The following is a 23,929-nucleotide window of genomic DNA, read 5'->3' as shown; positions in this document are numbered from 1 at the left end:
GGGCAAACCGATGTCGGGGCAAACTGCGTACGCATTCGCATTTCACGCCAGCCGCGATCTGGAGGACATCCCACCAGATCGCGTATTGCCATGGCAGGCAGGACTATTGATTGCCGAATCGCGACATGGGCCTGGCCGGAAAAGGCGTGCGCGATCGCAGGCCGTGCAGGCGGAGCGGCAGGATGCGGGCGTGATCTCGCCGTCGCATCGATGTAGCTTGTTCGACTCGAGAACGCCGGCGATCAGCCCTTAGAGAACCCTTCATCCAACAGAGGCCTGTGCAGAGGACTGGCCTCGTTTGTCGTGCGCCCCGGAGTCGACCGGTCCATTGCCTCGGCAATGCCATTCCCAAAATCATGCACGATCGATGATTGACGGCCGATGATCGGCGATGGATGATCAACGCTTGGGGAGAACTCGGCATGATCGTAAAGCCCGTTCTGGCGCGCGTGGCGCTGGTCGATCAGGTCACGGCCGTTCTGATGGAACGCATCCTCGATCGGGCCTATGCGCCGGGAGAGAAGCTCAATATCGATGCGCTCACCCGCGAGTTCGAGGTCAGCTCCTCGCCGATCCGCGAGGCGCTGACACGGCTCTCCGCGCTCGGCCTCGTCGCTTCGGCATCCTTCACCGGTTTCTCCGTGGCGCCCGAACCGCCACGCGAATGGTTCGAGCAACTCCGCGATTTCCGCATACTGAACGAGGGCTGGGCCGCCAGGCAGCTCGCCCGCAGCCGCGATCCTCACGCGATCGCCCGGATGCGCGCCAGCATCGCATCGATGGAGCGCGATCCTCCGCGCGGGCAGGCGTGGGACTATGTCGGTGCCAGCCGCGCCGACGAAATCTTCCATGAGGCGATACTGGAAGCAGCCGGCAACGAGATCCTGGCCCAGGCGGTGAGAGGCCTGCATCCGCATCTGCACCACGCCCGGCTGTTCAGCCGTATTCCCCACGACATCGCGCCGATGCTCGACGAGCACCGCGCCATCCTCGGCGCGGTCCTTCGCGGCGACGAGGACGGCGCGCAGGCCGCGGTGGAGTCGCATCTGAAGACGTCATGGCATCGCTACAATGGCTGGCATGCGGACCGGCCGGAGAAACGCTGAGAGATCACCCGGGAAGGAAGCCGAGAATGGCCAAAATCGTATCCGTCGAAGTGCTGCAGGCGGACCTGAAGCCCAAGGTCAAGCGCACCGACGCCGTGCAGAGCTTCGAGCTGCAGGAGACGCCGATGGTCCGCATCACCGATGCGGATGGCGTGACCGGCACGGGCTACAGCTACACCATCGGCACCGGTGGCTCCTCGGTCTGCAAGCTGATCGACGATCATCTCGCACCCGTCTTGATCGGCCGCGAGGCCGAGGAGATCGAGGGGCTGTGGCGAGCCCTGTTCTTCCGCGTCCACGCCACGACGGTGGGCGGCATCACCTCGATCGCGCTCGCCGCGATCGACACGGCGCTGTGGGACCTGCGCGCCCGCAAGACGGGCCTGCCGCTGCACCGGCTCGCCGGCGGCGCCAAGAATGCGATCGAGCTCTATTACACCGAGGGCGGCTGGCTCCACATGGAGCAGTCCGAGCTGGTCGAGGAGGCGCTCAAGGCCAAGGAAAGCGGCTTCGGCGGTACCAAGGTCAAGGTCGGCCGGCCGCATGTCGCCGAGGATGTGAAGCGCCTTTCCGCGGTGCGCGACAAGGTCGGCTTCGGCTGGGAGATCATGACCGACGCCAATCAGGGCCTTTCCCTCGACGAGGCGATCCGGCGGGCGCGTCATTACGAGAAGCTCGACGTCGCCTGGTTCGAGGAGCCGATCCATGCCGACGATGTCGGCGCGCATCGGCGTCTCTCGCAATCGACCACCGTGCCGATCGCGGTCGGCGAGTCGATGTATTCGCTCTCGCAGTTCAAGGACTATCTCGAGGCCGGCGCCTGCTCGATCGTGCAGGTCGATGTCGGCCGGATCGGCGGCATCACGCCCTGGCTCAAGGTCGCGCATATGGCCGAGGCCTTCAACGTGCCGGTCTGCCCGCATTTCCTGATGGAGATCCATCTCGGGCTGTGCTGCGCGGTGCCCAACAGCCGCTGGCTCGAATACATTCCCCAGCTCGACCTCGTCACCTCCTCGCCGATCCGCATCGAGAACGGCAAGGCGATCCCTTCCGACAAGCCGGGCCTCGGCATCGATTGGGATTGGGAGGCGCTGGAGAAGACCATCGTCCACCGCAAGAGCCATGGCACCGCTCCCGCCCTGAAGGCGGAAGCCTGAGATGAGTCGGTCGAGAGGCGCGCCGTCGTCATGACGCCGTAAGCCGCCGGCGCGATTATCCAGGACGCTCTCGTCTGTGAAGCCCGTTCACAGATAATGTGGCAGGAGGCGTGATTATCAAGCTGGTCGCGGTGCCCTATCTCCCGGCCATGACACGGAACTCCGCATTGGACCTGATCCGGAAGCCGGATCGCCTGACGCTCGGCCTCGAGCTGCCGCTCGACAACGACTGGTCGCCCGCCGGCGAAGCCCGCCGCATCGAGCAGGGGCGTCCGCCCGGCGTCCCCGATCTCAGCCGGCAGACGGAGCTGATCCGCTGGGCGGACGATCTCGGCTTCTCGGCCGTCTGGCTGCGCGACGTGCCGGTGTTCGACCGGGTCAATATGGGCGACGCAGGCTCGGTATACGACGTCTTCACGCTGCTCGGCTTCCTCGCCGGCCAGACGCGCAATATTGCGCTCGGAACGGCTGCCGTCGTGCTGCCGATCCGCCATCCTCTGATGACGGCCAAGGCCGCGGCTTCGGTCGACGCGCTGTCCGGAGGTCGCCTGATCCTCGGCGTCGCCTCGGGCGACCGACCGGTCGAATATCCGCTGCTCGGTCTCGATTTCGAGACACGGGGCGAAGCTTTTCGCAAGGCCGTCGCCTATCTGCGCGCGGCCTGGCAGCCCGGCGGGCTGCCGGTGAACGGAGAGCGGATGGCGGGGCTCGATCTGCTGCCCCGGCCCGACCAGCCGAGCATACCGCTCGTCGTCGCCGGACAGGCGCGGCAGGACGACGCCTGGCTCGCGGCCAACATGGATGGCCGCTTCGTCTATCCCGGCAGCGTCGAGCGCATGGCGGCACAGGTCGCGCGCTGGCGGGCCGCCACCACCGGCCCGGGCGCCTTCATCAGCGCCTTCCATCTCGATCTTCTGGAGGATGCCGCCGCGCCGGCCGAGCCAATCCGCTTCGGGGCGCGCGTGGGTCGCAACGGGCTGGTCGCGCATCTGCAGGCCCTGGCGGCCGCCGGAGTCGACCACCTCGCCCTCAACCTCAGGCAGTCGGCACGGCCGCCGGTGGAGATCATCGAAGAACTGGCGTCGGACGTCATCCCGGCGCTCGCCACCAAACCCAAGGCGCAGGCCGCCTAAGCACTCAGGAGACAGACAATGGAAATCGTGAAAGCGCATGGCGCGGAGATTCCGGCGCTCGGTTTCGGCGTCTTCCGCATGTCGGACGCCGAGGTGGAGGCCGTTGTGCCCGCCGCGCTGGAAGCCGGCTTCCGCCACTTCGACACCGCCCAGATCTACGGGAACGAGGCGGCGCTAGGCCGTGCCCTTGCAAGCGCGGGAGCCCGCCGCGACGACCTGTTCCTGACCACCAAGGTCTGGGTCGAGAATTACAGCCCCGTCAAATTCGCAGCCTCGGTGGATGAGAGCCTCGACAAGCTGAAGGTCGACCGGGTCGACCTGCTGTTGCTGCACTGGCCGGCCGAGGTCGCCATCGCCGAGCAGATCGCGATGCTGGACGCGGTACAGAAGGCGGGCAAGACGCGCTTCGTCGGCGTCAGCAACCAGAACATCGCGCAGATGCGGGCGTCGGCAGCGCTGAGCACTGCGCCGATCGTCACCAATCAGGTCGAGCTGCATCCTTATCTGGACCAAAGTCGTCTCGCCGCCGCCGCGAAGCAGGCCGGCATCGCGATCACCGCCTATTACGGCATGGCCGATGGGGCCGTGCCGCGCGACCTCGTCCTGCAGAAGATCGGCGCGCAATACGGCAAGAGCGCCGCGCAGGTCGCACTGCGCTGGCTGGTCCAGCAGGGCTTCGTCGCGCTGTCGAAGACCGCGAAGCCGGAACGTGTCGCCGAGAACATCGCGATCTTCGATTTTGCGCTGTCCGATGCGGACATGACAGCAATCGCGCAACTGGCCCGACCGGACGGGCGGCTCGTCAGCCCGGCGGGCCTGGCGCCCGCCTGGGACGCGTGAAGCCGAGGCGACAATGACCGCAACCACCTGTTCGGCGACGGCCGAAGCCGCCGCCGCGCCGCATGCCCGCTGGGCGCTGCTGGCGCTCGCCGTCGGCGCCTTCGGCATCGGCACCACCGAATTCTCGCCGATGGGCCTCCTGCCCGTCATCGCCCAGGGCGTGGACGTCTCGATACCGACCGCGGGCCTGCTGATCAGCGCCTATGCGATCGGCGTGATGCTCGGCGCGCCGGTCATGACGCTCGCCTTCAGCCGTTTCGGCAAGCGCACCGCGCTGATGCTGTTGATGGGCATCTTCACCATCGGCAATCTGATGTCGGCGATGGCGCCGGGCTATTTCACCCTGCTGCTCGCCCGCCTCGTCACCAGCCTGAACCACGGCGCCTTCTTCGGGCTCGGCGCGGTGGTGGCGGCCAGCGTGGTGCCGAAGGAGAAGCAGGCGAGCGCCGTCGCGGCGATGTTCATGGGCCTGACGATCGCCAATATCGGCGGCGTGCCTGCGGCGACCTGGATCGGCCAGCAGATCGGCTGGCGCATGGCCTTCGCCGGCACGGCCGTGCTCGGGCTCGCCGCAATCGCTGCGCTATGGTTCGCGCTTCCGCGCGGTGAGGCAGGCACGCGGCCCGACCTGCGACGTGAGCTGCGCGTGCTGACCCGCCCGGCCGTGGTGCTGGCGATGGCGACGACCGTGATGGGCGCGGGCGCCATGTTCACGCTCTACACCTATGTCGCGCCCGTTCTCGCGACCCTGACCGGTGCGTCCGACGGCTTCGTCACGCTCGGACTGGTGTTGATCGGCGTCGGCTTCACCCTGGGCAATGCGCTCGGCGGGCGACTGGCCGACCGGTCGCTGGACGGCGCGACGAAGATCTTCCTCGGTGCGCTCGCCGTAATCATGTTCGCACTGCCTCTGGTCCTCACCAGCCATATCGGCGCGGCCATCGGCCTGCTGGTCTGGGGCGCGGCGGCCTTCGCAATCGTGCCGCCGGTGCAGATGCGCGTGATGGAGGCGGCGTCCGAGGCTCCCGGCCTCGCCTCCTCGATCAATGTCGGCGCCTTCAACCTCGGCAATGCCGTCGGCGCCGCGCTCGGCGCCGCCGTCATCAGCCTGGACCTCGGCTATGCCGCCATCCCGATCGCCGGCGGCCTGCTCGCTGCTTCCGGCCTCGCGCTGGTCTGGCTCGGGAACAGGCGTTCCGAGCCTTAGGCCGAGCGTTCCTCAGCGGTTGTTGGCGCGGCGCCATTCCGCGAAGTCGATCTTCGTCTGCTCCTCGGTCGCGGGGTAGAGCCCGAGGATCGAGCGGCCCTTCATCACCTCCTCGGCGACGAAATCCTCGAAGGCGGTCATCTCGACCGCCTCCTCGGCCACCTCGTCGGCGAGATGGGCGGGGATGACGACCACGCCCTCGCCGTCACCGAGCACGACATCGCCCGGCCAGACCGCGACATCGCCGCAGCCGATCGGCACGTTGATGTCGATAGCCTGATGCAAGGTCAGGTTGGTCGGCGCCGCCGGCCGGTTGTGATAGGCCGGGAACGGCAGCGCGGCGATCTCCGGAGAATCGCGGAAGCCACCATCGGTGACGACGCCGGCGACACCACGCTTCATCAGGCGCGAGACGAGAATGGCGCCCGCCGAGGCGGCCCGCGGGTCTTTGCGGCTGTCGATCACCATCACCGCATCGGGAGGACAATCCTCGACCGCCTTGCGCTGCGGATGGGCCCGGTCGAGGAAGACCGAGAGCGGATTCAGGTCTTCCCGCGCCGGGATGTAGCGCAGCGTGAAGGCCTCGCCGACCATGGTGCCGGTGTTCGGGCTCAGCGGCCGCACATCCTGGATGAACTGGTTGCGAAGACCGCGCTTGAACAGCGCGGTGCAGACCGTCGCGACCGAGACGGTGCGGAGCTTGGCGCGGATTTCCGGCTTGAGCTTGGACATCAGTTCATTCCCGAGGAGATGCGCCGCCCGCCGGCGGCTTCGAAGACATGGATGGCGGTGGGGTCGATGGCGAGCGGCATCTGCTCGCCGACGGCAAGTTTCCGGCTTTTGTCGGTGGTCGCAACCCGTGCGGCGCCGCCGAGATCGAGGCTAACGAGCCGCTCCGGGCGGTCATTTCGATCATCGTGACCGTCGCGTCGAGCGGGCTTGCGCCCAAACCGAGATGCTCCGGCCGGATACCGGCGACGACCTTCTGCCCGGCCTTCCTCACTAACCCAGCTCGATCTTCTGCGGGACCCGCGCCCCGCCGAGCCATGTAAGCATCACGCCGCATAAGTGATCCCGAGAGCTGAAATTCATCTCGTCTCTCCCAGCGAATTCTTCTTACCCAGCCCACGTCGAACGGCTGAACCGGCCCCAAGCCGGGCGGCCGCTAAAGCGAGTATAATTTGTAAAATAAGTTGTAAAGTAGTTTTTGAGACGATGCGCCGAAGCCGGCCCTGCACTAGAATGTCGGCAACTGCGATGGGGCGAAGCGGGTGACGGCAGCGACAAAGGTGGCGGCGGGCAAGCTCGGCGACCGCGTCTACGAATATATTCTGAGCCAGATCATGACCGGGGACTTCGCGGTGGCGGCGCGGCTGCCCGCCGAGAGCGAGTTCGCCGAGCGCCTTGCCGTTTCCCGCCCGATCGTGCGGGAGGCCCTCGGCCGCCTGCGCGACGACGGCCTGGTCGAATCGCGGCGCGGCTCCGGCTCCTATGTCCTGCGCCGGCCCGCCCCCGATGTCCGCAGCTTCGCCCCGATCAGCAGCATTGCGGACATCCAGCGCTGCTTCGTCTTCCGTATCGCGGTGGAAGGAGAGATCGCCGCGCTGGCGGCGAAGATGCGCGATGTGGACGGGCTTCTGAGATTGCGCCACGCCTTCAACGCGCTGGAGATCGTCAGCGAGCAGGGCCGGCTCGGCGTCGAGGAGGATATCGCCTTCCACCGTGCCGTCGCCGAGACCACCGGCAACCATTTCTTCGTGACCACGCTCAACGGGCTCCACGAGCAGATCGCGACCGGCATCAGCCTCAATCGCAACCTCTCGCTGATCCAGCCGCGCCCCCGCCTTCTGACGGTCCAGATCGAGCACAGGGCGATCCTGGACGCGATCGAGAGCGGCGACGAGACGGCGGCGCGGCGCGCCATGCAAACCCACCTTGAAAGCGCGCGCAGGCGCGTTTTCGAAGGAAGTTAGCCCGCTGCGCGGTCGCGCCGGTCGCATCGCCGCCGCGCGACAATGCATGGGAACGCCCGATGCGCCCATTCCTCATGGGAAGGCGGCAATAAAGAGTTGTTTCCGCATACCGAGCGCCACAACAAAACGATGCCGTTGCCGAATGGCTGGAGTAATATCCGCCCGCTCGATACAGATGAGCGCCGTTGGGAGGAGACGGCCTTGCGCTTTCTGCCCTTCGCCTCGACAGAGGCTCCCGGTCGCATGAGCCGACGCGACGTCCTCGTGCTTGCTGGCGGGGCGGCGGCATGGGCCGGCCCGGCCTACTCGCAGCAACCCGCGATGCCGCTGCTGGGCTATCTCGGCTCGGAAACCCCTGATCGCTACGCCAGTCGCCTCGTGGCCTTTCGTGCCGGGCTGGCCGAGACCGGCTATGCCGAGGGGCGCAACGTCGTGATCGATTATCGATGGGCGGAAGGCCAGTACCAGCGCTTGCCGGCGCTGGCGAAGGATCTGGTCCAGCGCAATGCAAGCGTGATCGTCGCTCCCGGAGGCGCAGAAGTCGCGCTCGCGGCGAAATCGGCGACGGCCACGATTCCGGTCGTATTCGAGCTGGGCGGAGACCCCGTTGCCCTCGGGCTGGTGGACAGCCTGTCCCGGCCCAGCGGCAATCTCACCGGCGTATCCAGCCTGAGCGTCGAGGTCTCGCGCAAGCGGCTGGAGTTCATGGCGGAATTGCTGCCGAGCGCGAAGCTCTTCGCGGTCGCCGTGAACCCGGCAAGCCCGACATCGAGCTCGCAGTTGGCGAACCTTCATAATGCCGCGGGCAGCCTCGGATTGACGCTGCATCTCCTCAAGGCCAGCATGGAACAGGAGTTTGGCGCGCTTTTCGCCGGGGCCGCTCAAGCCGGCGCAGGCGGCCTCATCTTCACGTCGGACCCCTATTTCGCTTACCGCAGCCCGCAGCTCGCCGCGCTCGCGGCCGCTCACGCCGTACCGGCGATCACCCAGTCCCGAGACTTCCCCGTCGCTGGCGGATTGATGAGCTATGGCGGCGATTTCGAGCAATCTCACCGTCACACCGGCGTCTACGCCGGCCGCATCCTCAAGGGCATGAAGCCGTCGGAGCTGCCGGTGCAACGCGTCACCAAGGTCGAGATGTTCATCAACCTCAAGGCTGCGAACGCTCTCCGCCTGTCCATCCCGCCTTCGCTCCTGAGCAGTGCCGACTTCGTGATCGAATAACCCGGCCGGTGAGCCGCTGAGCGAGCCTACGCGATGTCCAACATGCCAGCGGCGCCGCGACTATCGCTGTTCAGGAAGTATTTTCTCGCCCTGTTCGCGGCCGTCGTCGTGCCGCTCCTGTTCGCGGGGAGTGTCGAGGCGTGGTTCGGCTATCGCGACCAGCGCACCAGCCTGAACGATATCCTCGATGCCGAGGCGCGGGCAGCAGCAGCCAAGATTCAGGACTTCATCGAGGGCATCCGCGATCAGCTCGGATGGGCCGTCCTCTTGTCCTGGTCGGATAGCGCCGACGAGAAGCGCAGGCTCGATGCGTTTCTCGTGCTTCGGCAGGTTCCGGCCATCCAGAGCCTCAGCCTGATCGACGCCGCCGGCCGGGAACGGTTGTTCCTGTCCCGCATCGGCCTGAACAGGGTCGAAAGCGGGGATGATCAATCCGGGAACCCGGCCGTTGCGGGAGCGCGCTCGCATCGCGCCTGGTTTGGGCCGGTCACGTTTCAACGCGGCTCGGAGCCTTTCATGACGATTGCGGTCGCTGGCAACCGCCCAACCGCCGGCGTGGCGGTCGCAGAGGTCAATCTCAAATTCATCTGGGACGTGATCGCGGCGATCCGCGTCGGGCGCACGGGGGAAGCCTTCGTGCTCGACCAGCCGGGCCGCCTCGTCGCTCACCCGGACATCAGCCTGGTCCTGCGCGCCGATGAGACCGCGGTGGGGCCGTTGCGGGACTTGCGGGCATCGATCCTGGCCCAACCGGGCGAGGCGATCGCCGGCCGGGATTTGACGGGAGGCAGAGTGCTCGCGGCCATGGCGCCCATCGCTGGGGTCGACTGGACCGTCGTCGTCAAGCAGCCCATCGTGGAGGCGTTCGGCCCGATCTACGCCGCTTTATGGCGCACGGTGGCCCTGCTCGTCGCCGGTGCGGGCCTCGCTGCCGTGCTGGCCTACTGGCTCACGCAACGCATGGTCGAGCCCATCGTCCTTCTCGAAGACGGGGTGACCCGGATCGGCGCAGGGCATTTCGAGCACCGGATCCACCTCGCGACGGGCGACGAGTTCGAGCGGCTGGCGACCCGTTTCAACGAGATGGCAAGCGAACTGGCGATCTCGCAGGAGCGCTCGGAGCGCATAAGCAGGCTCAAGCGCTTCCTGGCCCCGCAGGTGGCAGAACTCGTCGAACGCACCGGGGACGAGCACCTGCTCGACGGGCGGCGTCTCGAAGTGGTCGTCCTGTTCTGCGATCTGCGAGGTTTCACCGCTTTCTCGGCGCGGGCCGAACCCGAAACCATCATCGGTATGCTCGGCGAGTACTACACCGTTCTGGAAAAGGTGGTCAGCGCCCATGGAGCGACGTTGACGAACTTCTCCGGCGACGGCGCGATGGTGCTGTTCAATGCGCCTTTCTCTTGCTCGGACCCGGCGATGCGCGCCCTGGAAATGGCGCATGACATGCAGGTCGACGTGCACAAGCTGTTGGCCGGTCAGCGCGAGCTCGACCATCGGCTGGGGTTCGGCGTGGGTCTTGCCATGGGCCTCGCGACCGTCGGCCGGATCGGCTCGGAGGGCCGCCTCGATTACACGGCGATCGGAAATGTCGTGAACCTCGCCTCGCGCCTGTGTTCGACCGCCCGCGATTTCGAGATTCTCTGCGATCGCGCGGCGGCTGACGCGATCGGTTCCCGCTTGCCGCTCGTCGAGCTGAAAGCGCGGGTCTTGAAAGGGTTCGACCAACCTGTGCCGGTCCATTCCCTCGTCGTCACCGAAAAAGCTTAGCGTCACTCAGACGCTTGTGCGGCCCGGCTTGGACATTGCGATTTTCGCAATCCGGCGGAACTCGTCGATATCGTGAATCGTCAGGCGTTCGCGGCCGAGCGAGAGAACGCCCATCCGCTTCCAGCTCTGGAGCTGGCGGTTCACCGTCTCGCGCGTGATCCCGCTGAGCGACGCCAACTCGTCCTGCGTTGCGTGCACCTCCGTCCCATAGTCGATCGCGAGCGTGAGGATGCGCCGCGCCAGCCGGGTCGCGGCAGGGAAGAAGGTGGTGTCCTCCATGCGCTGGAGCACGTCGCGCAACCGCGCACAAAGGAGCTCGATAAGCTGCAATGAAATTGCAGGGTCGCCCGAAAGCAGTTTCAGAAAATCCCGGCGCGGCAGGAAGAACATCTCGGTATCTTCCATGGCCACCGCATCGGCGGTTCGCGAACGCCCATCGAGAAGGGCGATTTCGCCGAAGATGTCGCCGCCTCCGAGCAGATTCACGGTCATCTGCTGCCCCAGATCATCTGTCGTGCCGATACGGATCAGACCGCGGCGGATGGCATAAAGGCCATCGCCCGGATCCCCCTTCAGGAACAGGACCTCGCGTGCGGCCAGATGCTGCGGCCGACAGATCAGCGCGATGTCCTCCAGCGTCCCCGGAAGCATGCCCGCGAAGAACGGATTCACCGACAGAAGGCTCGCGATGCGATGGGATCCGTCGTTCATCTGGTGCTCCCGGTATCCGGCTTTTCGGAGCAGTCTATTCCTATGTGATCCAGCGCACGGAAGGTGAAGCGTGAACGGCACAGAACTCTGCCCCGACAGGCCGCCCAGCACCGCATTCCGCGGCCGGGTGAGAGCCGATCGAGAACGGAGCTCATCGTGTACGACGCTCTGGACCGCGCTAAAGCGCCTCTGAACCTAGCAGCTCTGGCCCCGTTACGCGACGGCGCGACGGAAGCGCCGCTCATGGTGCCGCCATCGCGCAGAGCACCGCGGCTGCTTCGCTGGCTGGTGCCAGCCTACACCCTTTGGCGAGGTGCAGCGGGCCCCGGGCCCCTCGACGAGCACACCTTGAACGATATCGGGCTGACGCGAATAGAAATGCTCTATAGCGGCCCGAAGAAATAGATCGGCGGTATCCCTTGTCCGCCGGTCCCGACCACTCAGCCGTCCGTATCGCCGACCCGCAACGGAACGCAATCCGGACGGACAGCGACTCGTGGAAAGGCGAAGGCTCGCCTTTCCACGTCATGGTTCCCATACGGAAGCGCTTACAGGTAGACCCGACGAAGCTCTCATGCCAGCATTCGCGGAGGCTTGATCCATCCTTGTCGATCCCGGTCCGGACAGGACCGGGACCAGGTGCGAAAGCTCCAACGCAGATGCAGCGTCGTCCGGCCGCCATCCTTTCAGCCGACGTGGTCGGCTACATGCGCCTGAGCGAAGCGGCGGAAGAAGCGACGCACCAGCGGCTGATGAGTCTGCGCGCAGATCTGATCGATCCGTGTGTGCGCGAGCATGGCGGGCACACCGTCAAGAACACCGGCGACGGATTTCTGGCCACGTTCGAAAGCGCGCTTCAGGCGACCCTTTGTGCCCTTTCGCTGCAGCGCGCGCTGACAGCCGCGACGGCCGACCAACCGATGTCCCTGCGGATCGCGTTTCGCATGGGAATCCATCTCGCCGACGTCATTTTCGAGAGTGGCGATATTTTCGGAGATGGCGTCAACGTCGCGGCCCGGCTGCAATCCTATGCCGAACAAGACGGAGTGATCATCTCCGAGGCAGTCTTTGATCAGCTTGACGATGCGACGAGAACGCTGGGCTCCGACATGGGCGAGATCTTCCTGCGCAATCACGAACGGCCGGTGCGCGTCTTCGCCCTTCGATCCGAGCCCGGGCCCGCTCCCAGCAGCAAGATCGGCGAAAGCCATGCCGCAATCGATGCCAGAGCTTCCATCGCGGTCCTGCCGTTTCGCATGAACGGCTCCCGATCCCACAAGGTTTCCATCGCCGACGGCGTGGTCGACTCGATCATCCAGTCGCTGTCGGGGCTCAAGGAGCTGTTCGTCATCTCACGCGGCTCGACGCTGGAATACGGCCGGCAGCGGATCGACCCGGTGGCCTTCGGGCGCAAGCTCGGCGTTCGCTACGTGATGGACGGCACCGTCTCGCTGTCCGACCGTCGCGTGCGCATCAGCACCGAGCTCATCGCCAACGAGAACGGCGCCGTGGTCAGTGCAGATCACTATGACGGCAGGGTCAACGAACTGTTCGACCTGCAGGACCGCATCGCTTTGAAGCTCGTCCGGACCGTCGCGCCCCATGTCCGCGAGCGCGAGTTGCAGCGGGCCCTGCGGCAGCATCCGCAGAACATGACCGCATACGATCTACTGCTTCAGGCCCTCGACCTGCTCTACAAGATGGATGCCGACAGCTTTGCCCGGGCGCGCGGCCTCCTCCAGCAAGCGATGACGCTCGATCCGTCCTACGCTCCCCCTTTCACCTACACCGCGCTCTGGCATGTCTTCCGCGTCGGCGAACTGGGCTCGCCCGATCCCGATGGCGATGCGCAGGCGGCGGTCGATCGGGCGCGGGCGGCAATCGAGCGCGACGGCAACGACCCGCTCGCGCTCGCGATCTACGGCCATGTCCAGGCATTCTTCCTGCGCGATACGGTCACGGCTCAGCGCTTCCTCGACCGGGCGATCGAGGCCGGGCCGAGCGTCGCGATGGCCTGGACGATGAGCAGCGCCACACGTGGCTTCGTCGGCAACGGGCCCTTGGCGGTTCTGCACGGCGAGAAAGGTCAACGCCTCGCCCCGGCCGATCCCTATCGCTTCTGGCACGAAGGCATCCTGGCCCAGGCGCACTACATTAACCGCGACTATGATCAGGCGGTTGGCTGGGCACGAAGTGCAGTTGCCCATAATCCATCAATCCGCTTTACTCTACGTACGCTTGCCGCCAGCCTGATCGCTGCGGGTCGAACGAGAGAGGCTGCAAGCGCGTCTGACCGGCTTCTTTTGGTCCAGCCCGATTTTCGACTGACGCCCTACGCGCAGCGCTGCCCGTTCGCCTCGCCTATTCTTGAGCAATGGATCACGCATTTGCGGAAGGCAGGACTGCCTGACTGAGCCGAAGCCTAACGAGTTTGCCGCAACAGCAACCGTGCGGGGTTCACGCGATGACCGGCAATACTGGCAACACCGGCAATACCGGAAACACGGGAAACACGGGAAACGCCGGCATCAGCGGCGACGACGGGAGCTGGTTCGTGCCCGACAGGGCCGATTTTCCGTTCTCGATGGAATCGACGGCGACCGGCGGCCGAATCCGCGACCTTCACAAGTCGGTTCATATCCGGCTGGATCCGACACCGGGACCGGTAAAGAAAATTCTCTTCACCAATGCCGCCGGCGGCGGAGACCCTGTGACCTTCGCGGATCGCAACTGGGCTGCCCGCTGGCTTGCCTTCCGCGTGCTGACGGATTTCACGGCAACGAACTGGAACACCACCCAGCTGAACAATACCCTCGCCGACATCCTGATCGACCTGAACACCCTGGTCGGGACCGAGACCAAGCAGGCGCTGGAGATCAAGAACCTGCTCGCCGCCGCGCGTGACGAAAGGGCATCCGCCTTGGGCGAGATTCTCGGGCAGGATGGCGAGTTCATCAGCACCTTCATGGCGGCGCTGGCAATGACACCGGCTTCGCATCCGCAGACATTCCGGGTTCTGCATATCGCCAGCCTGGTCGCTTCCTTCGGCGCCCTCTACTACAAGCAGGTCTTTCAGCGGCCACGCCCTTCCTGGGAATGCCCGGCGCTGATGCCGCCGATCCCCGTGCCCGGACACTCGGCTTACCCAAGTGGCCATGCCACCCAGGCGCTTCTCATGGCCGCCTGCATGGAACATGTGCTGACGATCGTGACGCCGGCGCTGCCGCAGGCCGACCGGACCGCCCTGACCGAGACGCTCAAGGCGCTGGCGCGGCGCGTCGCGCGCAACCGCGAGATCGCCGGGCTGCATTACCCCAGCGATTCCGCGGCCGGCGCGGCACTGGCATCCGCAGCTTTCGCGAAGCTCTCGAAGCACACCGGCACCGGGCAAAGCGTGAGCCATTATACGCTCCGGTCCTTCGGCGAGGCCGTCACGAAAGCCGCCGCCGAATGGAAAGCGGGTTGAGGAGGCGGTGATGGTCATCCGCCCGCGTGACAGGACCGTATCCCTGCATCCGAACGGCGCGATCGCGCCGTATCCGCTGCCGCCGGACCATTTCGATCCCGCGGCTGCGAGCGACGAGGAATTGCGTCGCTTCGGTCTGCCCACACAGATGGCATTCAGCGGCAATCGGACGGCGGCAGCGTTTCGCCGGGCTTTCCTGCGCCGCCGTCCGGGCACCCCTCCCTTGAGCTTCCTTCTCGCGGTCGAGCCCACGGCGGGGCCCCCGCCGTCAGGGATCATCGCGATTGCCGCGCCGGTCTCCTGGCCATCCCAGAAGAGCATGAACTGGTCGGGCGGATACGTCACCCCGCGCGATGGCCGCAGCTTTGCGTCCGTGATGGCGAACTGGACGGTGCCAGAAGTCTCGGCACCCACAAGCGGAAATGCCTCGGAATATCAGAGCTCCACCTGGATCGGGCTGGACGGGCAGAAGCGCTATCTCGATTCCTCGCTCCCCCAGATCGGCACAAAACAGAGGCGCCTTACGCAGCCGACTCCACGATCCGAATATTCGAGCTGGTTCCAGTGGTGGGCGCGGGGTCGTGATCTGCCCATTCAGGATCTCGCGCTTCCGGTCGATGCCTATGACGAGATCAGCGCCATCATCACCGTGCTCAACGAAACGACCGTGCGCTGCAATCTGAAGAACGTCAGCAAGGGCATCATCCTGCAGGCCTTCGATGCGCTCGCGCCCGCTGGCCTGCGCATCAGCGGCGCGACCGCCGAATGGGTCATGGAGCGCCCGAGCCCGATGGGATCCGACGGGTGGGAACCCTATGAGCTTCCCGCCTACACGCCCTTCGCGTTCACTGCCTGCGTGGCCGAGTCCGCCCTGCCAGGTCTCCCAGACCTGCGGGAGCACGATCTCGAAGGCGCGCGGCTGATCCGCATGTACGAGATCGCCCGCGCTCCGACGAGTGTCCGAACGATCTCGACCGCCCGCCGCGAGCTGGGACCGCCGCAGCGGCTGGAACTGACCTATGTTGCGCCCTGACCGGGAGATGCCCGGAAGCGGCCGACCGCAATCTAATGCTTCAACAGCGACGAACCGAAAACCCAGGCCGGAACATGGACCGCACTTTCGTCGCTCTTGACGAAAGCGGCCGGTTGCGGCGCTGATGACCACATCTTTCACACGGGTTTTAACGCGTCATGCCGGGACCTGCCGGAGGCATGGCGCGGCCAGCGTTGACGCATATCCGCCAAGCCGGAACGATAAGAGACAAAGCGCGGGCCAATCAGACAATATGGCCTGCAAGGACCATGTTTGGCGCACAGAAGGGACATCGATATGTCATTCGTCACCACCAAGGACGGGGTCGAGATCTTCTACAAGGATTGGGGTCCGAAGGACGCCCAGCCGATCATGTTCCACCATGGCTGGCCGCTGTCTTCGGATGACTGGGACGGGCAGCTCCTCTTCTTCCTGTCGAAGGGCTATCGCGTCGTCGCCAGCGACCGGCGCGGCCATGGCCGCTCGTCGCAGGTCTGGGACGGCCATGACATGGATCACTATGCCGCCGATGCCTCGGCCGTCGTCGAGCATCTCGACCTGAAGAACGCCGTCCATATCGGCCATTCGACCGGCGGCGGCCAGGTCGCCCGCTATGTCGCGAAATTCGGCGAGCCTCAGGGCCGCGTCGCCAAGGTGGTGCTGGTCAGCGCCGTGCCGCCATTGATGGTCAAGACCGAGAAGAACCCCGGCGGCCTGCCGATCGAAGTCTTCGACAGCTTCCGCAAGGCGCTCGCCGACAACCGCGCGCAGTTCTTCCTCGATGTTCCGACCGGCCCCTTCTACGGCTACAACCGGCCGGGCGCGAAAATCGACCAGGGCGTGATCTGGAACTGGTGGCGGCAGGGCATGGCGGGCAGCGCCAAGGCCCATTACGACGGCATCAAGGCCTTCTCGGAAACCGACCAGAGCGAGGACCTGAAGGCGATCAGCGTGCCGACGCTGGTGGCCCATGGCGACGACGACCAGATCGTGCCGATCGGCGCCTCCGCGCATGAATCGATCAAGCTTCTGAAGAACGGCACGCTCAAGGTCTATCCGGGCTACCCGCACGGCATGCTCACCACCAATGCCGAGGTGCTCAACGCCGACCTGCTCGCATTCGTGAAGGGCTGACCTCAGCCTGAGCGGCCGGTTCCAAAGCCGGCCGCTGCCACTGCGAGGGAGATCATGCGAGCCGGGTGAACGGCGGCCTCATCACGTATCGGCCTTGGCGTCCTCATTCGCTGCTCTGCGGCTCCTGAAGAGCCGCCACAGCGACCTGCCGAGGCGCCTGGTTGTCATGTGTGCGCCCGCGGGGCGGCGCTCCAGCGTGATCTTCTGGTCGTGGTAGTCCTCGAGCCCCGGGCGATGGCCGACGCTGATCAGCGTGGCCTGAGAAAGTTCACTGTCGAACAAGCCCAGCAGCGATTCTTGGCTCTCCTCGTCGAGCGCGGAGGTCGCCTCGTCCATGACGATGATATCGGGCTTCTGGATCAGCAGGCGCGCAAAGGCGATGCGCTGGCGCTCGCCCCCGGAGAGGATACGATCCCAATCATCGTCCTCATCGAGCCGCTTGAAGAGATAGCCGAGGCCACAACGCTGCAGCGCGCCCGTGATCGTCTCCTCGTCGACCGCCTGGTCGGAAGCCGGATAGAGCAGGATCGAGCGCAGCGTGCCGCGCGGCAGATAGGGCTTCTGCGGGACGAAGGCGATCGACTGTCCTTCGGGGACGCGGATCGACCCGGAACCCCAGGGCCATAGCCCGGCCAGCGCGCGGATGAGCGTGCTCTTGCCCGAGCCGCTCTCCCCGGCGATCAGGACTTTCGCGCCCCGTTCGATGGCGACCGTCGCATCCGCGACGACGATGCGGCCATTGCTGTGGGCGAGCGACAGGTTCTCGATGTGGATCGCGTCGTCGTCGCTGTTTCCAAGCTCGATCCGGGTGTCGCCCTCCATGATCGTGCCGACGTCGAGGCCCTGCAGCTCCTCGACCAGTTCGTCGACACGGGTGACCGACGCGAACCATTCGGCCAGCCTGACGAAGTTGTCGACGAACCAGATCAGCGCGGCCTGGACCGCGCTGAAGGCGGCCACGACCTGCACGACCGCGCCCAGCGTCACGGCGCCGGCCAGGAACTTGGGCGCGATGAGCAGGAGCGGCACGATCGGGAACAGGGCGCCATTGGTGTTGAGCACCAGTGCGATGATGCCTTGCTGGCGGATGATCCTGAGCCAGGCCGCGACGACGCGCCCGTAATTCTCGCCCACGGCGCTCAATTCGTCAGCGTCGCCGCGAATGAGGGCGATGCTCTCGGCGTTCTCGCGCAGCCGGGTCATCTCAGCCCGGAACTGGGCCTCCATCTCGTTCTTGTGCGACACGAGGCCGACGAGCGGCCGGCCGGTGAAATAGGCCGCCACCGATGCCACGAACGCATAGAGGACGGCGGCAACCGCCATGTAGCTCGGGATCACCACCGTGACCCCTCCGAGCGTTAGTTCTGCCGAGCCCGCGACCTGCCAGAGGATGGCCGCGAAGGTCGCCGCCGTGATGAAGGCGCTGATCAGGCCGATCGCCATTTCGACCAACGGCTCGATCGAAAGGCGCACATCCTCCGCGATCCGGTATTCGGGCGCGGTGAGCTTCTTGGTGAGAAAACCCAGGCGGTAATAGCGCTGGTCGGCGATCCACCAGCCCGAGACGCGCCCTGTCAGGTTCTCGCGCCAGCGCGTCTGGAGCAGCATGCGGCTGACGACGAGGCCCGATACCGACAAGGCCGAGGCCACGACGAGAAGCGGCAGCCAGCCCGTCGCGGACCACACGCCGGCCACGTCGCGCTTTTCGAGGGCATCGAAGAACAGGCGGTTCCAGCTGTTGATGCCGACTGCAGTCGTAATTTGCGCGGCGACGAAGGCCAGCACCGCCGCGGTTATCCCCCAGGCGCGCCACCGCGTCTCCGGATCGCTCCAGAAGCGCAGGGCGACCCGGAAGAATTGACGCATGCGCGAGCGCTGCGAGGCAAGCGGAGCATCGGCCATCAGCTCTCCCGCGGCTCGGGTTGTCTTAACGAAGGTTTCTATCGGCAAGGCGAGCGAACTGCTGTCTCAAGCCCAATGCGAAAACGGAGCGTCTTCGTCGCGGCGGAGCCGCACGCCGCCGGGAAGCTCGAATGTCTCACGATCGATCTTCCTGACGCCGGTACCGTCGAGAAGCTCGTAACGCGTAGCGCCCCTCGCACCCGGCCAGGCGGCGACGACATATCTGTTTCCGTTCGAATCCTGGCATCGCTCATGCCAGGCGGGCGCTGTGAGAGCATCCGAACGGCGCAATTCCATCGCTCTTGCAGGCATTGGCAACCTCTTCCGTTACAGGCTTAAACGGGGAAGCCGGTAGCGGAGTTCCATGCCGTGACAGCGAGGTTTTCAGTCAGGGCGAGCGGCAGGAAAGGACCGGCTATAGAGTCTCAGCGCCGCGGAGCCGTTTCCAGCAGCTCGGCCATCGCCACATACCCACGAGCCCTGGCATGCTGCAGCGGCGTGATGCCCTGGCGGTCCGCGATTGTGCGGTCGGCACCGGCCGCCAGCAGAGCGCGGGCCGTCTCGACATGGCGTGGCCCGCCATCGCCGAGCACTACGGCTTCCATGAGAGCGGTCCAGCCGAGATTGTTGACATGGTCGAGCGGCGCCCCGGCCTCGATCAGTTCCCTGACGACACCATCATGGCCGAGATGGGCGGCCGCGATCAGAGCCGTGCCGTCATAGCGGCTGGTGATCAGCTTGGCCGAAGCGCCGGTTGCCAGCAGCGCCTTCACCACGGGCACGTCGTCGCGCACCGCGGCGATCGTCACCGCATCATAGCGCTGATCGTCGAGGAGTCCGGGCTTTGCGCCGATGGCGATCAGGAGACGAGCCGCCTCCCCATGCCCCTGAAAGGCCGCGACATGAAGCGGCGTTCGGCCATTGCCGTCGCGCGCATCGAGATTGTCGCCCGCCACGGCCAGCCGGCGGATGGTCGCGACATCGCCAGCCGCAGCTGCCGCATGCAGGCCGCGATAGGCGGCGAGCTCGGTAGCGCTGGGCGGCGTCTGCGCCATGGCCGGAGCCACACAGATAGCGGCTGCGAAGATCAGGGCGGCCAGCAATCCTCGCGTCATCTCATGCTCCTCGAACGGCGACGCAGGCGGCCGCGATGGCGGCCACCTGCACTGTTACGAACCAGCCCGGCTCAGCGAAGCTTGGCCTTCACCTTCTCGATGCCGGCATTGGCGCATTCCTCGTCGAGATGACCGCCCGGCGCGCCGCCGACGCCGACCGCACCGACCACCTCGTCGCCGACCTTGACCGGTACGCCGCCGGCAAGCAGCAGGAAGCCCTCGATCGAGGCGAGATGGCGTGCGGCCGGGTTTTTCTCGGCGCCGTCGGCGATGGCGCTGGTGACGTTGCGGGCCGAGGCCGCGGTGAAGGCCTTGTCACGGCTCGCCGCGACCGTATGCGGGCCGGCACGGTCAGCGCGCAACACGGCGCGGACCACGCCGGCGCGGTCGACGACCGTGGCGGTGACGTTGAAGTTCTTGGTAGCGCAGGCCTCGACCGTCGCCTGTGCGATCTCCTGCGCGATGCCGAGCGGAATGTTGCGCTCCTGCAGGACCTGGGCGCCGGCAATGGCGGGGACAAGCGCGAGCGCCGCAGCGGCGGCAAAAAGGATCCTGGACATGGTCTCTCCGGTGCGGGGCATGGGGCGAGCTCTGAGCTCGACAGGGGCCAAGCTACCGGGCGGCGTGGCGAAAAAGGATCGGTGCGGTGCCGGAGGGGGCTCCGTAGTCCTACGCAGAAAGGGCCTGGACGAGCGTCCCTACCCGTCGAGCGCGAAGCGAACCATCTCCGCCACGGAACCGGCTCCCAGCTTCTCGGCGATGTTGGCGCGGTGGGTCTCGACCGTGCGCGGCGAGAGTTCCAGCGCGCGGGCGATCTCCTTGGTCGAAAGCCCCTCGGCGACGAGGTCGAGGATCTCGCGTTCGCGCTGGGTCAGCTTCGCGAGGCGCGCATCGCGCCCGGCACGCGCAGCCTGCGTGCGGCCGCGTTCGTCCAGCAGCGCGAAGCCGGCCTCGATCGCCTCGAGCAGGACCTGTTCGTCGATCGGCTTGGTCAGGAAATCGACTGCGCCGGCCTTGAAGGCCCGCCGGCAGGCGGCGACATCGCCGTGGCCGGTGATGATGATGGTCGGCATCTGTCCCGCCTCGGCAGCCATGCGCTCGAGCAGTTGCAGGCCGGATGTTCCGGGCATGCGGATATCCGCGACGAGGCAACCGTCATGACGCGGGTTCGGCCGCTCCAGGAAGGCCTGGACACTGGCGAAGGGCTTCGCCGCAAAACCCATCGTGCGCAGCAGGAGCGCGAGAGCATCCCGGACATCGACATCGTCATCGATCAGGTAGACCGTGCGGGCAGCGGGCTTCATTCGGCCGCGATCCCCTGCCCGGCGGCAAGAGCCGGGAAACGCACCGTGAAGACGGCGCCACGGCCGGGATCGCTCCGCGCGGCGATGCGTCCGCCCGCCGCCTCGACCAGGCGCTCGCAGAGCGGCAGCCCCAGCCCCATGCCGCTGCTCTTGGTCGTGAAGAACGGCTCGAACAGCCGCGCCAAATCGGCCTCGGCGATACCCGGGCCGCTATCGCTGACGGAGATCTCGACCTCGCCGCCGGAAACACGCGTCGCAAGGACGACTTCCCGCTTCGCGCCAGGGCTGTTCTCGATGGCCTCGGCGGCGTTGCGGACGAGGTTGTGCACCACCTGCTCGATCGAGACGCGGTCGACCCGCGCCAAAGGCACCGAGGCACTCAGCTCAAGCGTGAGCGTGATCCCGCGTTCCTGCAGATCACGCTGCGTCAGCTCGACGACATTGCGCACGATCCGGTTGAGATCGTTCGGCTGGGGCTGCGGGTCGCGGCGCGTGACATAGGCCCGCAGGCGCTCGAGGATGTCGCCGGCACGCCGGGCGTGCCGCACATTCGCATCGAGAACGCCGGTCAACTCCTCGGATGTCGCCAGTCCCGAACGCGCCAGGCGCAAGCCCGCCTGGCTCTGGCTCAGGATGGCGGTCAGCGGCTGAGTGATCTCATGGGCGATGCCGGACGCCATCTCGCCGACGGTATTCACCCGCATGGCATGGGCCAGTCGCGCCTCCTGCTGATGCAGGCGCATCGCTTCGCGCGCCCGCTGGCCGGCACGCCGTTCACGCAGCATCGCGAGCAACAGGAACACGGCCAGCCAGGACGCCAGCGGCCAGCCGATCAGCAAGCCCGGCGGCAGGATCTCGGCGATCTTCGGTTGCCGCGCCCATGTCAGGACCAGCGGCTGGGACCGGCTGCTGAGGGCCTTCTCGAAGGCGAATTTCGGGATCGGAATCTTTTGCGGCACCAGCAGTCCCTGCTCGACGATCGCCGTGCCGGACGCATCGCGCAAGGTGAGGAAGGCGTCACCGGGCAATCCGCCCTCCGGCTCGGTCAGGAGCCGGGCGTCGATAACGAGCACCAGCGCGCGCGGCCCTGATCCGCTGTCCGGAACGCGCTTGACCAAGGCGTAGAACGGCGTGCCCGCGGCACTGGCGAGCGTCGCCGCCTGACCCGGCACCAGTTCGCCGATTCGTGCAGACAGCGCAGACAGGTCGAAATCCCCGAGACTTCCCGGCGCTCGACCGGTCGAGACATCCGGAGAGATTCCCGGCCCGATCAATTCGACCGCCACGATGCGGGGATAGAAGCGCTGCATCGCCTCGATGACGGCCCGGAAGGTGCCGGACTCCGCCGTCGAGCTCGCCAGCACCGCCGCGAGGCTCGTCAAATGCGCGTCATGCTGTTCGACTCGCTGCGAGATGACGCGGTGCAGCGTCGTCCCTTCCCGCTGGACGGCCTCGCGCGCCCGCATGATCTCGACGCCGGCTCCCACCCCCAGGCCGGCGAGCGCGAGGGGAACCCACAGCATCAGGAATGGGACAAGTCGGGGCTTCAAGGGGTGCGATCCGGTTCGAGCCCAGCCTATCGCGCCCGGTCGGCGGCGTCACTGCATCACGCGCCCGTCATCTCGGTGGCGAGCGGCGGCTGGCGTCGAGAGCGCGGAAAGGCCCTTGCCGCGGCAATCCCGCCTCAATAGGCTCGCTTATGACGCGCCGACGACAGGCGTGCACAAGGGGAAAGCCTATGCCAAAGATGTTCTGCAAGCTGGCCGCGCTCGGTCTCGCCGCGGCCGCTTTTTCAGTGTTTGCCGCTCCGGCCTCGGCGCAGGCGACGCTCGATGCCGTCAAGAAGCGCGGCAAGGTTCTCTGCGGCGTTTCCCCGACTTCGGCGGGCTTCTCCTACGCCGACGACAAGGGCGTCCGTCAGGGCTTCGATAGCGACGTCTGCCGCGCCGTCTCCTCCGCCGTCTTCGGCGCGCCGGACAAGGTCGAGTTCGTTCCGCTCAACACCAATATCCGCTTCCAGGGCCTGCAATCCGGCGAAGTCGACCTGCTGTCGCGCCAGACGACGATGACCTTCTCGCGCGACACCTCGCTCGGGCTCGATTTCGCGCCGATCGTCTTCTACGACGGCCAGGGCCTGATGGTTTCGACCAAGCTCGGCGTGAAGAGCGCCGGAGAGCTGTCTCAGGCGGCGATCTGCCTGCTGCCGGGCACGACGACGCTGCAGAACCTCGAGGACTACTTCAAGCCGCGGAACATCAAATACGAGGCGGTCGTCTTCGAGGACAACAACGAGTGGCGCAACGCCTTCTTCTCCGGCCGCTGCGACGTCATCACCTCGGACCGCTCCGACCTCGCCTCGGTGCGGGCCGTGGCCAATGACCCCAAGCAGTTCGTCATCCTGCCGGAGACGATCTCGAAGGAGCCGCTCGCCCCCGTCGTCCGCCAGAACGACAGCAACTGGCGCGACATCGTCTCCTGGACCGTCAACGCCCTGATCGCGGCCGAGGAGTACGGCGTCAACAAGGGCAATATCGACGAGCAGCTGAAGAGCAAGGACCCCGAGGTCCAGCGCCTGCTCGGCGTCACCGGCGATCTCGGCAAGATGCTCAACCTTGACGTCAAATGGGCCTACAACGCGATCAAGCAGAACGGCAATTACGGCGAGATCTTCGAGCGCAGCCTGGGCGAGAAGACCGCGCTTGGTCTCAGCCGCGGCCCGAACCAGCTCTGGAACAAGGGCGGTCTGATCTACTCGCCGCCCTTCCGGTGATCCCGGCCGACGTGCGTTCCCTCGATTGACCTGAAACCACCGGCCGCGCCATGCGGCCGGTGCGTCTCCAGCACGGAACAGCCC

General features: G+C 66.3%; 20 protein-coding genes. 13 read left to right on the top strand and 7 right to left on the bottom strand.

From position 1 onward, the window contains the following. The first annotated feature begins 422 nt into the window (after nt 1-422). The 5 genes from AC2FAN_RS15620 to AC2FAN_RS15600 all read left to right on the top strand — a co-directional run bounded on the left by AC2FAN_RS15620 (nt 423) and on the right by AC2FAN_RS15600 (nt 5,443). On the top strand, nt 423-1,106 hold the full coding sequence (locus AC2FAN_RS15620) for a GntR family transcriptional regulator (protein WP_485175231.1): 684 nt from the start codon (nt 423-425) through the stop codon (nt 1,104-1,106). A gap of 26 nt (nt 1,107-1,132) precedes the next feature. Next, entirely contained in the window at nt 1,133-2,263 is a 1,131-nt protein-coding gene (locus tag AC2FAN_RS15615; protein ID WP_485175229.1) for a mandelate racemase/muconate lactonizing enzyme family protein, read from the top strand. A gap of 110 nt (nt 2,264-2,373) precedes the next feature. After that, nucleotides 2,374-3,396, top strand: coding sequence for a TIGR03571 family LLM class oxidoreductase (locus AC2FAN_RS15610; protein ID WP_485175227.1), 1,023 nt, complete (start codon nt 2,374-2,376; stop codon nt 3,394-3,396). An 18-nt stretch (nt 3,397-3,414) separates the two neighbouring features. Next, nucleotides 3,415-4,236 (top strand): aldo/keto reductase, encoded by an 822-nt coding sequence (locus tag AC2FAN_RS15605; protein ID WP_485175225.1) that lies wholly within the window; start codon nt 3,415-3,417, stop codon nt 4,234-4,236. 13 nt (nt 4,237-4,249) lie between these two features. Continuing rightward, nucleotides 4,250-5,443, top strand: coding sequence for an MFS transporter (locus tag AC2FAN_RS15600; protein WP_485175223.1), 1,194 nt, complete (start codon nt 4,250-4,252; stop codon nt 5,441-5,443). Between the two features lie 12 nt (nt 5,444-5,455). Here the strand turns inward: AC2FAN_RS15600 and AC2FAN_RS15595 are convergent, their stop codons facing one another. Next, the gene (locus tag AC2FAN_RS15595; protein ID WP_485175221.1) at nt 5,456-6,175 is read right to left on the bottom strand and encodes a ribonuclease activity regulator RraA; all 720 of its coding nucleotides are present in this window, start codon (nt 6,173-6,175) and stop codon (nt 5,456-5,458) included. A 539-nt stretch (nt 6,176-6,714) separates the two neighbouring features. On the opposite strand from AC2FAN_RS15595, the gene AC2FAN_RS15590 reads away from it, so the two are divergent. The 3 genes from AC2FAN_RS15590 to AC2FAN_RS15580 all read left to right on the top strand — a co-directional run bounded on the left by AC2FAN_RS15590 (nt 6,715) and on the right by AC2FAN_RS15580 (nt 10,410). Beyond that, the gene (locus AC2FAN_RS15590) at nt 6,715-7,416 is read left to right on the top strand and encodes a FadR/GntR family transcriptional regulator (protein WP_485175220.1); all 702 of its coding nucleotides are present in this window, start codon (nt 6,715-6,717) and stop codon (nt 7,414-7,416) included. Between the two features lie 243 nt (nt 7,417-7,659). Then, entirely contained in the window at nt 7,660-8,640 is a 981-nt protein-coding gene (locus AC2FAN_RS15585) for an ABC transporter substrate-binding protein (protein WP_485175256.1), read from the top strand. A gap of 33 nt (nt 8,641-8,673) precedes the next feature. Then, nucleotides 8,674-10,410 carry a cache domain-containing protein gene (locus tag AC2FAN_RS15580; protein WP_485175218.1) on the top strand — a complete coding sequence of 579 codons (1,737 nt, stop codon included), beginning with the start codon at nt 8,674-8,676 and terminating at the stop codon, nt 10,408-10,410. A gap of 6 nt (nt 10,411-10,416) precedes the next feature. Here the strand turns inward: AC2FAN_RS15580 and AC2FAN_RS15575 are convergent, their stop codons facing one another. After that, nucleotides 10,417-11,121 (bottom strand): Crp/Fnr family transcriptional regulator, encoded by a 705-nt coding sequence (locus AC2FAN_RS15575; protein WP_485175216.1) that lies wholly within the window; start codon nt 11,119-11,121, stop codon nt 10,417-10,419. Between the two features lie 659 nt (nt 11,122-11,780). Between AC2FAN_RS15575 and AC2FAN_RS15570 the strand changes: the two genes are divergently transcribed. The 4 genes from AC2FAN_RS15570 (at nt 11,781) to AC2FAN_RS15555 (ending at nt 16,754) form a co-directional block, all read left to right on the top strand. Further along, a complete protein-coding gene (locus AC2FAN_RS15570) occupies nt 11,781-13,535 on the top strand; it encodes an adenylate/guanylate cyclase domain-containing protein (protein ID WP_265050407.1) in 1,755 nt (584 codons plus the stop codon). A gap of 50 nt (nt 13,536-13,585) precedes the next feature. Further along, nucleotides 13,586-14,587: a phosphatase PAP2 family protein gene (locus AC2FAN_RS15565; protein WP_485175213.1), complete on the top strand. Its 1,002-nt coding sequence runs from the start codon at nt 13,586-13,588 to the stop codon at nt 14,585-14,587. 10 nt (nt 14,588-14,597) lie between these two features. Then, the gene (locus tag AC2FAN_RS15560) at nt 14,598-15,620 is read left to right on the top strand and encodes a G1 family glutamic endopeptidase (protein ID WP_485175212.1); all 1,023 of its coding nucleotides are present in this window, start codon (nt 14,598-14,600) and stop codon (nt 15,618-15,620) included. Between the two features lie 297 nt (nt 15,621-15,917). Beyond that, nucleotides 15,918-16,754 carry an alpha/beta fold hydrolase gene (locus tag AC2FAN_RS15555; protein WP_485175210.1) on the top strand — a complete coding sequence of 279 codons (837 nt, stop codon included), beginning with the start codon at nt 15,918-15,920 and terminating at the stop codon, nt 16,752-16,754. An 81-nt stretch (nt 16,755-16,835) separates the two neighbouring features. On the opposite strand, the gene AC2FAN_RS15550 is transcribed toward AC2FAN_RS15555, so the two are convergent. The 5 genes from AC2FAN_RS15550 to AC2FAN_RS15530 form a co-directional block, all read right to left on the bottom strand. Further along, the gene (locus tag AC2FAN_RS15550) at nt 16,836-18,656 is read right to left on the bottom strand and encodes an ABC transporter ATP-binding protein/permease (RefSeq protein ID WP_485175208.1); all 1,821 of its coding nucleotides are present in this window, start codon (nt 18,654-18,656) and stop codon (nt 16,836-16,838) included. Between the two features lie 425 nt (nt 18,657-19,081). Continuing rightward, nucleotides 19,082-19,771, bottom strand: a complete 690-nt coding sequence (locus tag AC2FAN_RS15545) for an ankyrin repeat domain-containing protein (RefSeq protein WP_485175206.1) — start codon at nt 19,769-19,771, stop codon at nt 19,082-19,084. 71 nt (nt 19,772-19,842) lie between these two features. Beyond that, nucleotides 19,843-20,331, bottom strand: coding sequence for a GlcG/HbpS family heme-binding protein (locus AC2FAN_RS15540; RefSeq protein WP_265050413.1), 489 nt, complete (start codon nt 20,329-20,331; stop codon nt 19,843-19,845). A 138-nt stretch (nt 20,332-20,469) separates the two neighbouring features. Next, complete coding sequence (locus AC2FAN_RS15535) at nt 20,470-21,075, bottom strand: response regulator transcription factor (RefSeq protein WP_265050414.1); 606 nt, start codon at nt 21,073-21,075, stop codon at nt 20,470-20,472. Then, complete coding sequence (locus tag AC2FAN_RS15530; protein WP_265050415.1) at nt 21,072-22,625, bottom strand: sensor histidine kinase; 1,554 nt, start codon at nt 22,623-22,625, stop codon at nt 21,072-21,074. Before AC2FAN_RS15530 ends, AC2FAN_RS15535 begins: the two co-directional genes overlap by 4 nt. Before the next feature lie 197 nt (nt 22,626-22,822). Here AC2FAN_RS15530 and AC2FAN_RS15525 point away from each other — a divergent pair, with 197 nt between their 5' ends. Continuing rightward, the gene (locus AC2FAN_RS15525) at nt 22,823-23,845 is read left to right on the top strand and encodes an amino acid ABC transporter substrate-binding protein (protein WP_442865038.1); all 1,023 of its coding nucleotides are present in this window, start codon (nt 22,823-22,825) and stop codon (nt 23,843-23,845) included. Nucleotides 23,846-23,929 lie beyond the last annotated feature (84 nt).

This window comes from Allobosea sp. RIT-PG3_2 (assembly GCF_057321085.1).
This window is presented reverse-complemented; position numbering and strand designations above follow the sequence as displayed.

Coding starts and splice junctions, on each gene's coding strand:
- AC2FAN_RS15620 (WP_485175231.1), top strand. CDS start 423: ATGATCGTAAAGCCCGTTCTGGCGCGCGTGGCGCTGGTCGATCAGGTC.
- AC2FAN_RS15615 (WP_485175229.1), top strand. CDS start 1,133: ATGGCCAAAATCGTATCCGTCGAAGTGCTGCAGGCGGACCTGAAGCCC.
- AC2FAN_RS15605 (WP_485175225.1), top strand. CDS start 3,415: ATGGAAATCGTGAAAGCGCATGGCGCGGAGATTCCGGCGCTCGGTTTC.
- AC2FAN_RS15600 (WP_485175223.1), top strand. CDS start 4,250: ATGACCGCAACCACCTGTTCGGCGACGGCCGAAGCCGCCGCCGCGCCG.
- AC2FAN_RS15595 (WP_485175221.1), bottom strand. CDS start 6,175: ATGTCCAAGCTCAAGCCGGAAATCCGCGCCAAGCTCCGCACCGTCTCG.
- AC2FAN_RS15585 (WP_485175256.1), top strand. CDS start 7,660: ATGAGCCGACGCGACGTCCTCGTGCTTGCTGGCGGGGCGGCGGCATGG.
- AC2FAN_RS15580 (WP_485175218.1), top strand. CDS start 8,674: ATGTCCAACATGCCAGCGGCGCCGCGACTATCGCTGTTCAGGAAGTAT.
- AC2FAN_RS15575 (WP_485175216.1), bottom strand. CDS start 11,121: ATGAACGACGGATCCCATCGCATCGCGAGCCTTCTGTCGGTGAATCCG.
- AC2FAN_RS15570 (WP_265050407.1), top strand. CDS start 11,781: ATGCAGCGTCGTCCGGCCGCCATCCTTTCAGCCGACGTGGTCGGCTAC.
- AC2FAN_RS15565 (WP_485175213.1), top strand. CDS start 13,586: ATGACCGGCAATACTGGCAACACCGGCAATACCGGAAACACGGGAAAC.
- AC2FAN_RS15560 (WP_485175212.1), top strand. CDS start 14,598: ATGGTCATCCGCCCGCGTGACAGGACCGTATCCCTGCATCCGAACGGC.
- AC2FAN_RS15555 (WP_485175210.1), top strand. CDS start 15,918: ATGTCATTCGTCACCACCAAGGACGGGGTCGAGATCTTCTACAAGGAT.
- AC2FAN_RS15550 (WP_485175208.1), bottom strand. CDS start 18,656: ATGGCCGATGCTCCGCTTGCCTCGCAGCGCTCGCGCATGCGTCAATTC.
- AC2FAN_RS15545 (WP_485175206.1), bottom strand. CDS start 19,771: ATGACGCGAGGATTGCTGGCCGCCCTGATCTTCGCAGCCGCTATCTGT.
- AC2FAN_RS15540 (WP_265050413.1), bottom strand. CDS start 20,331: ATGTCCAGGATCCTTTTTGCCGCCGCTGCGGCGCTCGCGCTTGTCCCC.
- AC2FAN_RS15535 (WP_265050414.1), bottom strand. CDS start 21,075: ATGAAGCCCGCTGCCCGCACGGTCTACCTGATCGATGACGATGTCGAT.
- AC2FAN_RS15525 (WP_442865038.1), top strand. CDS start 22,823: ATGTTCTGCAAGCTGGCCGCGCTCGGTCTCGCCGCGGCCGCTTTTTCA.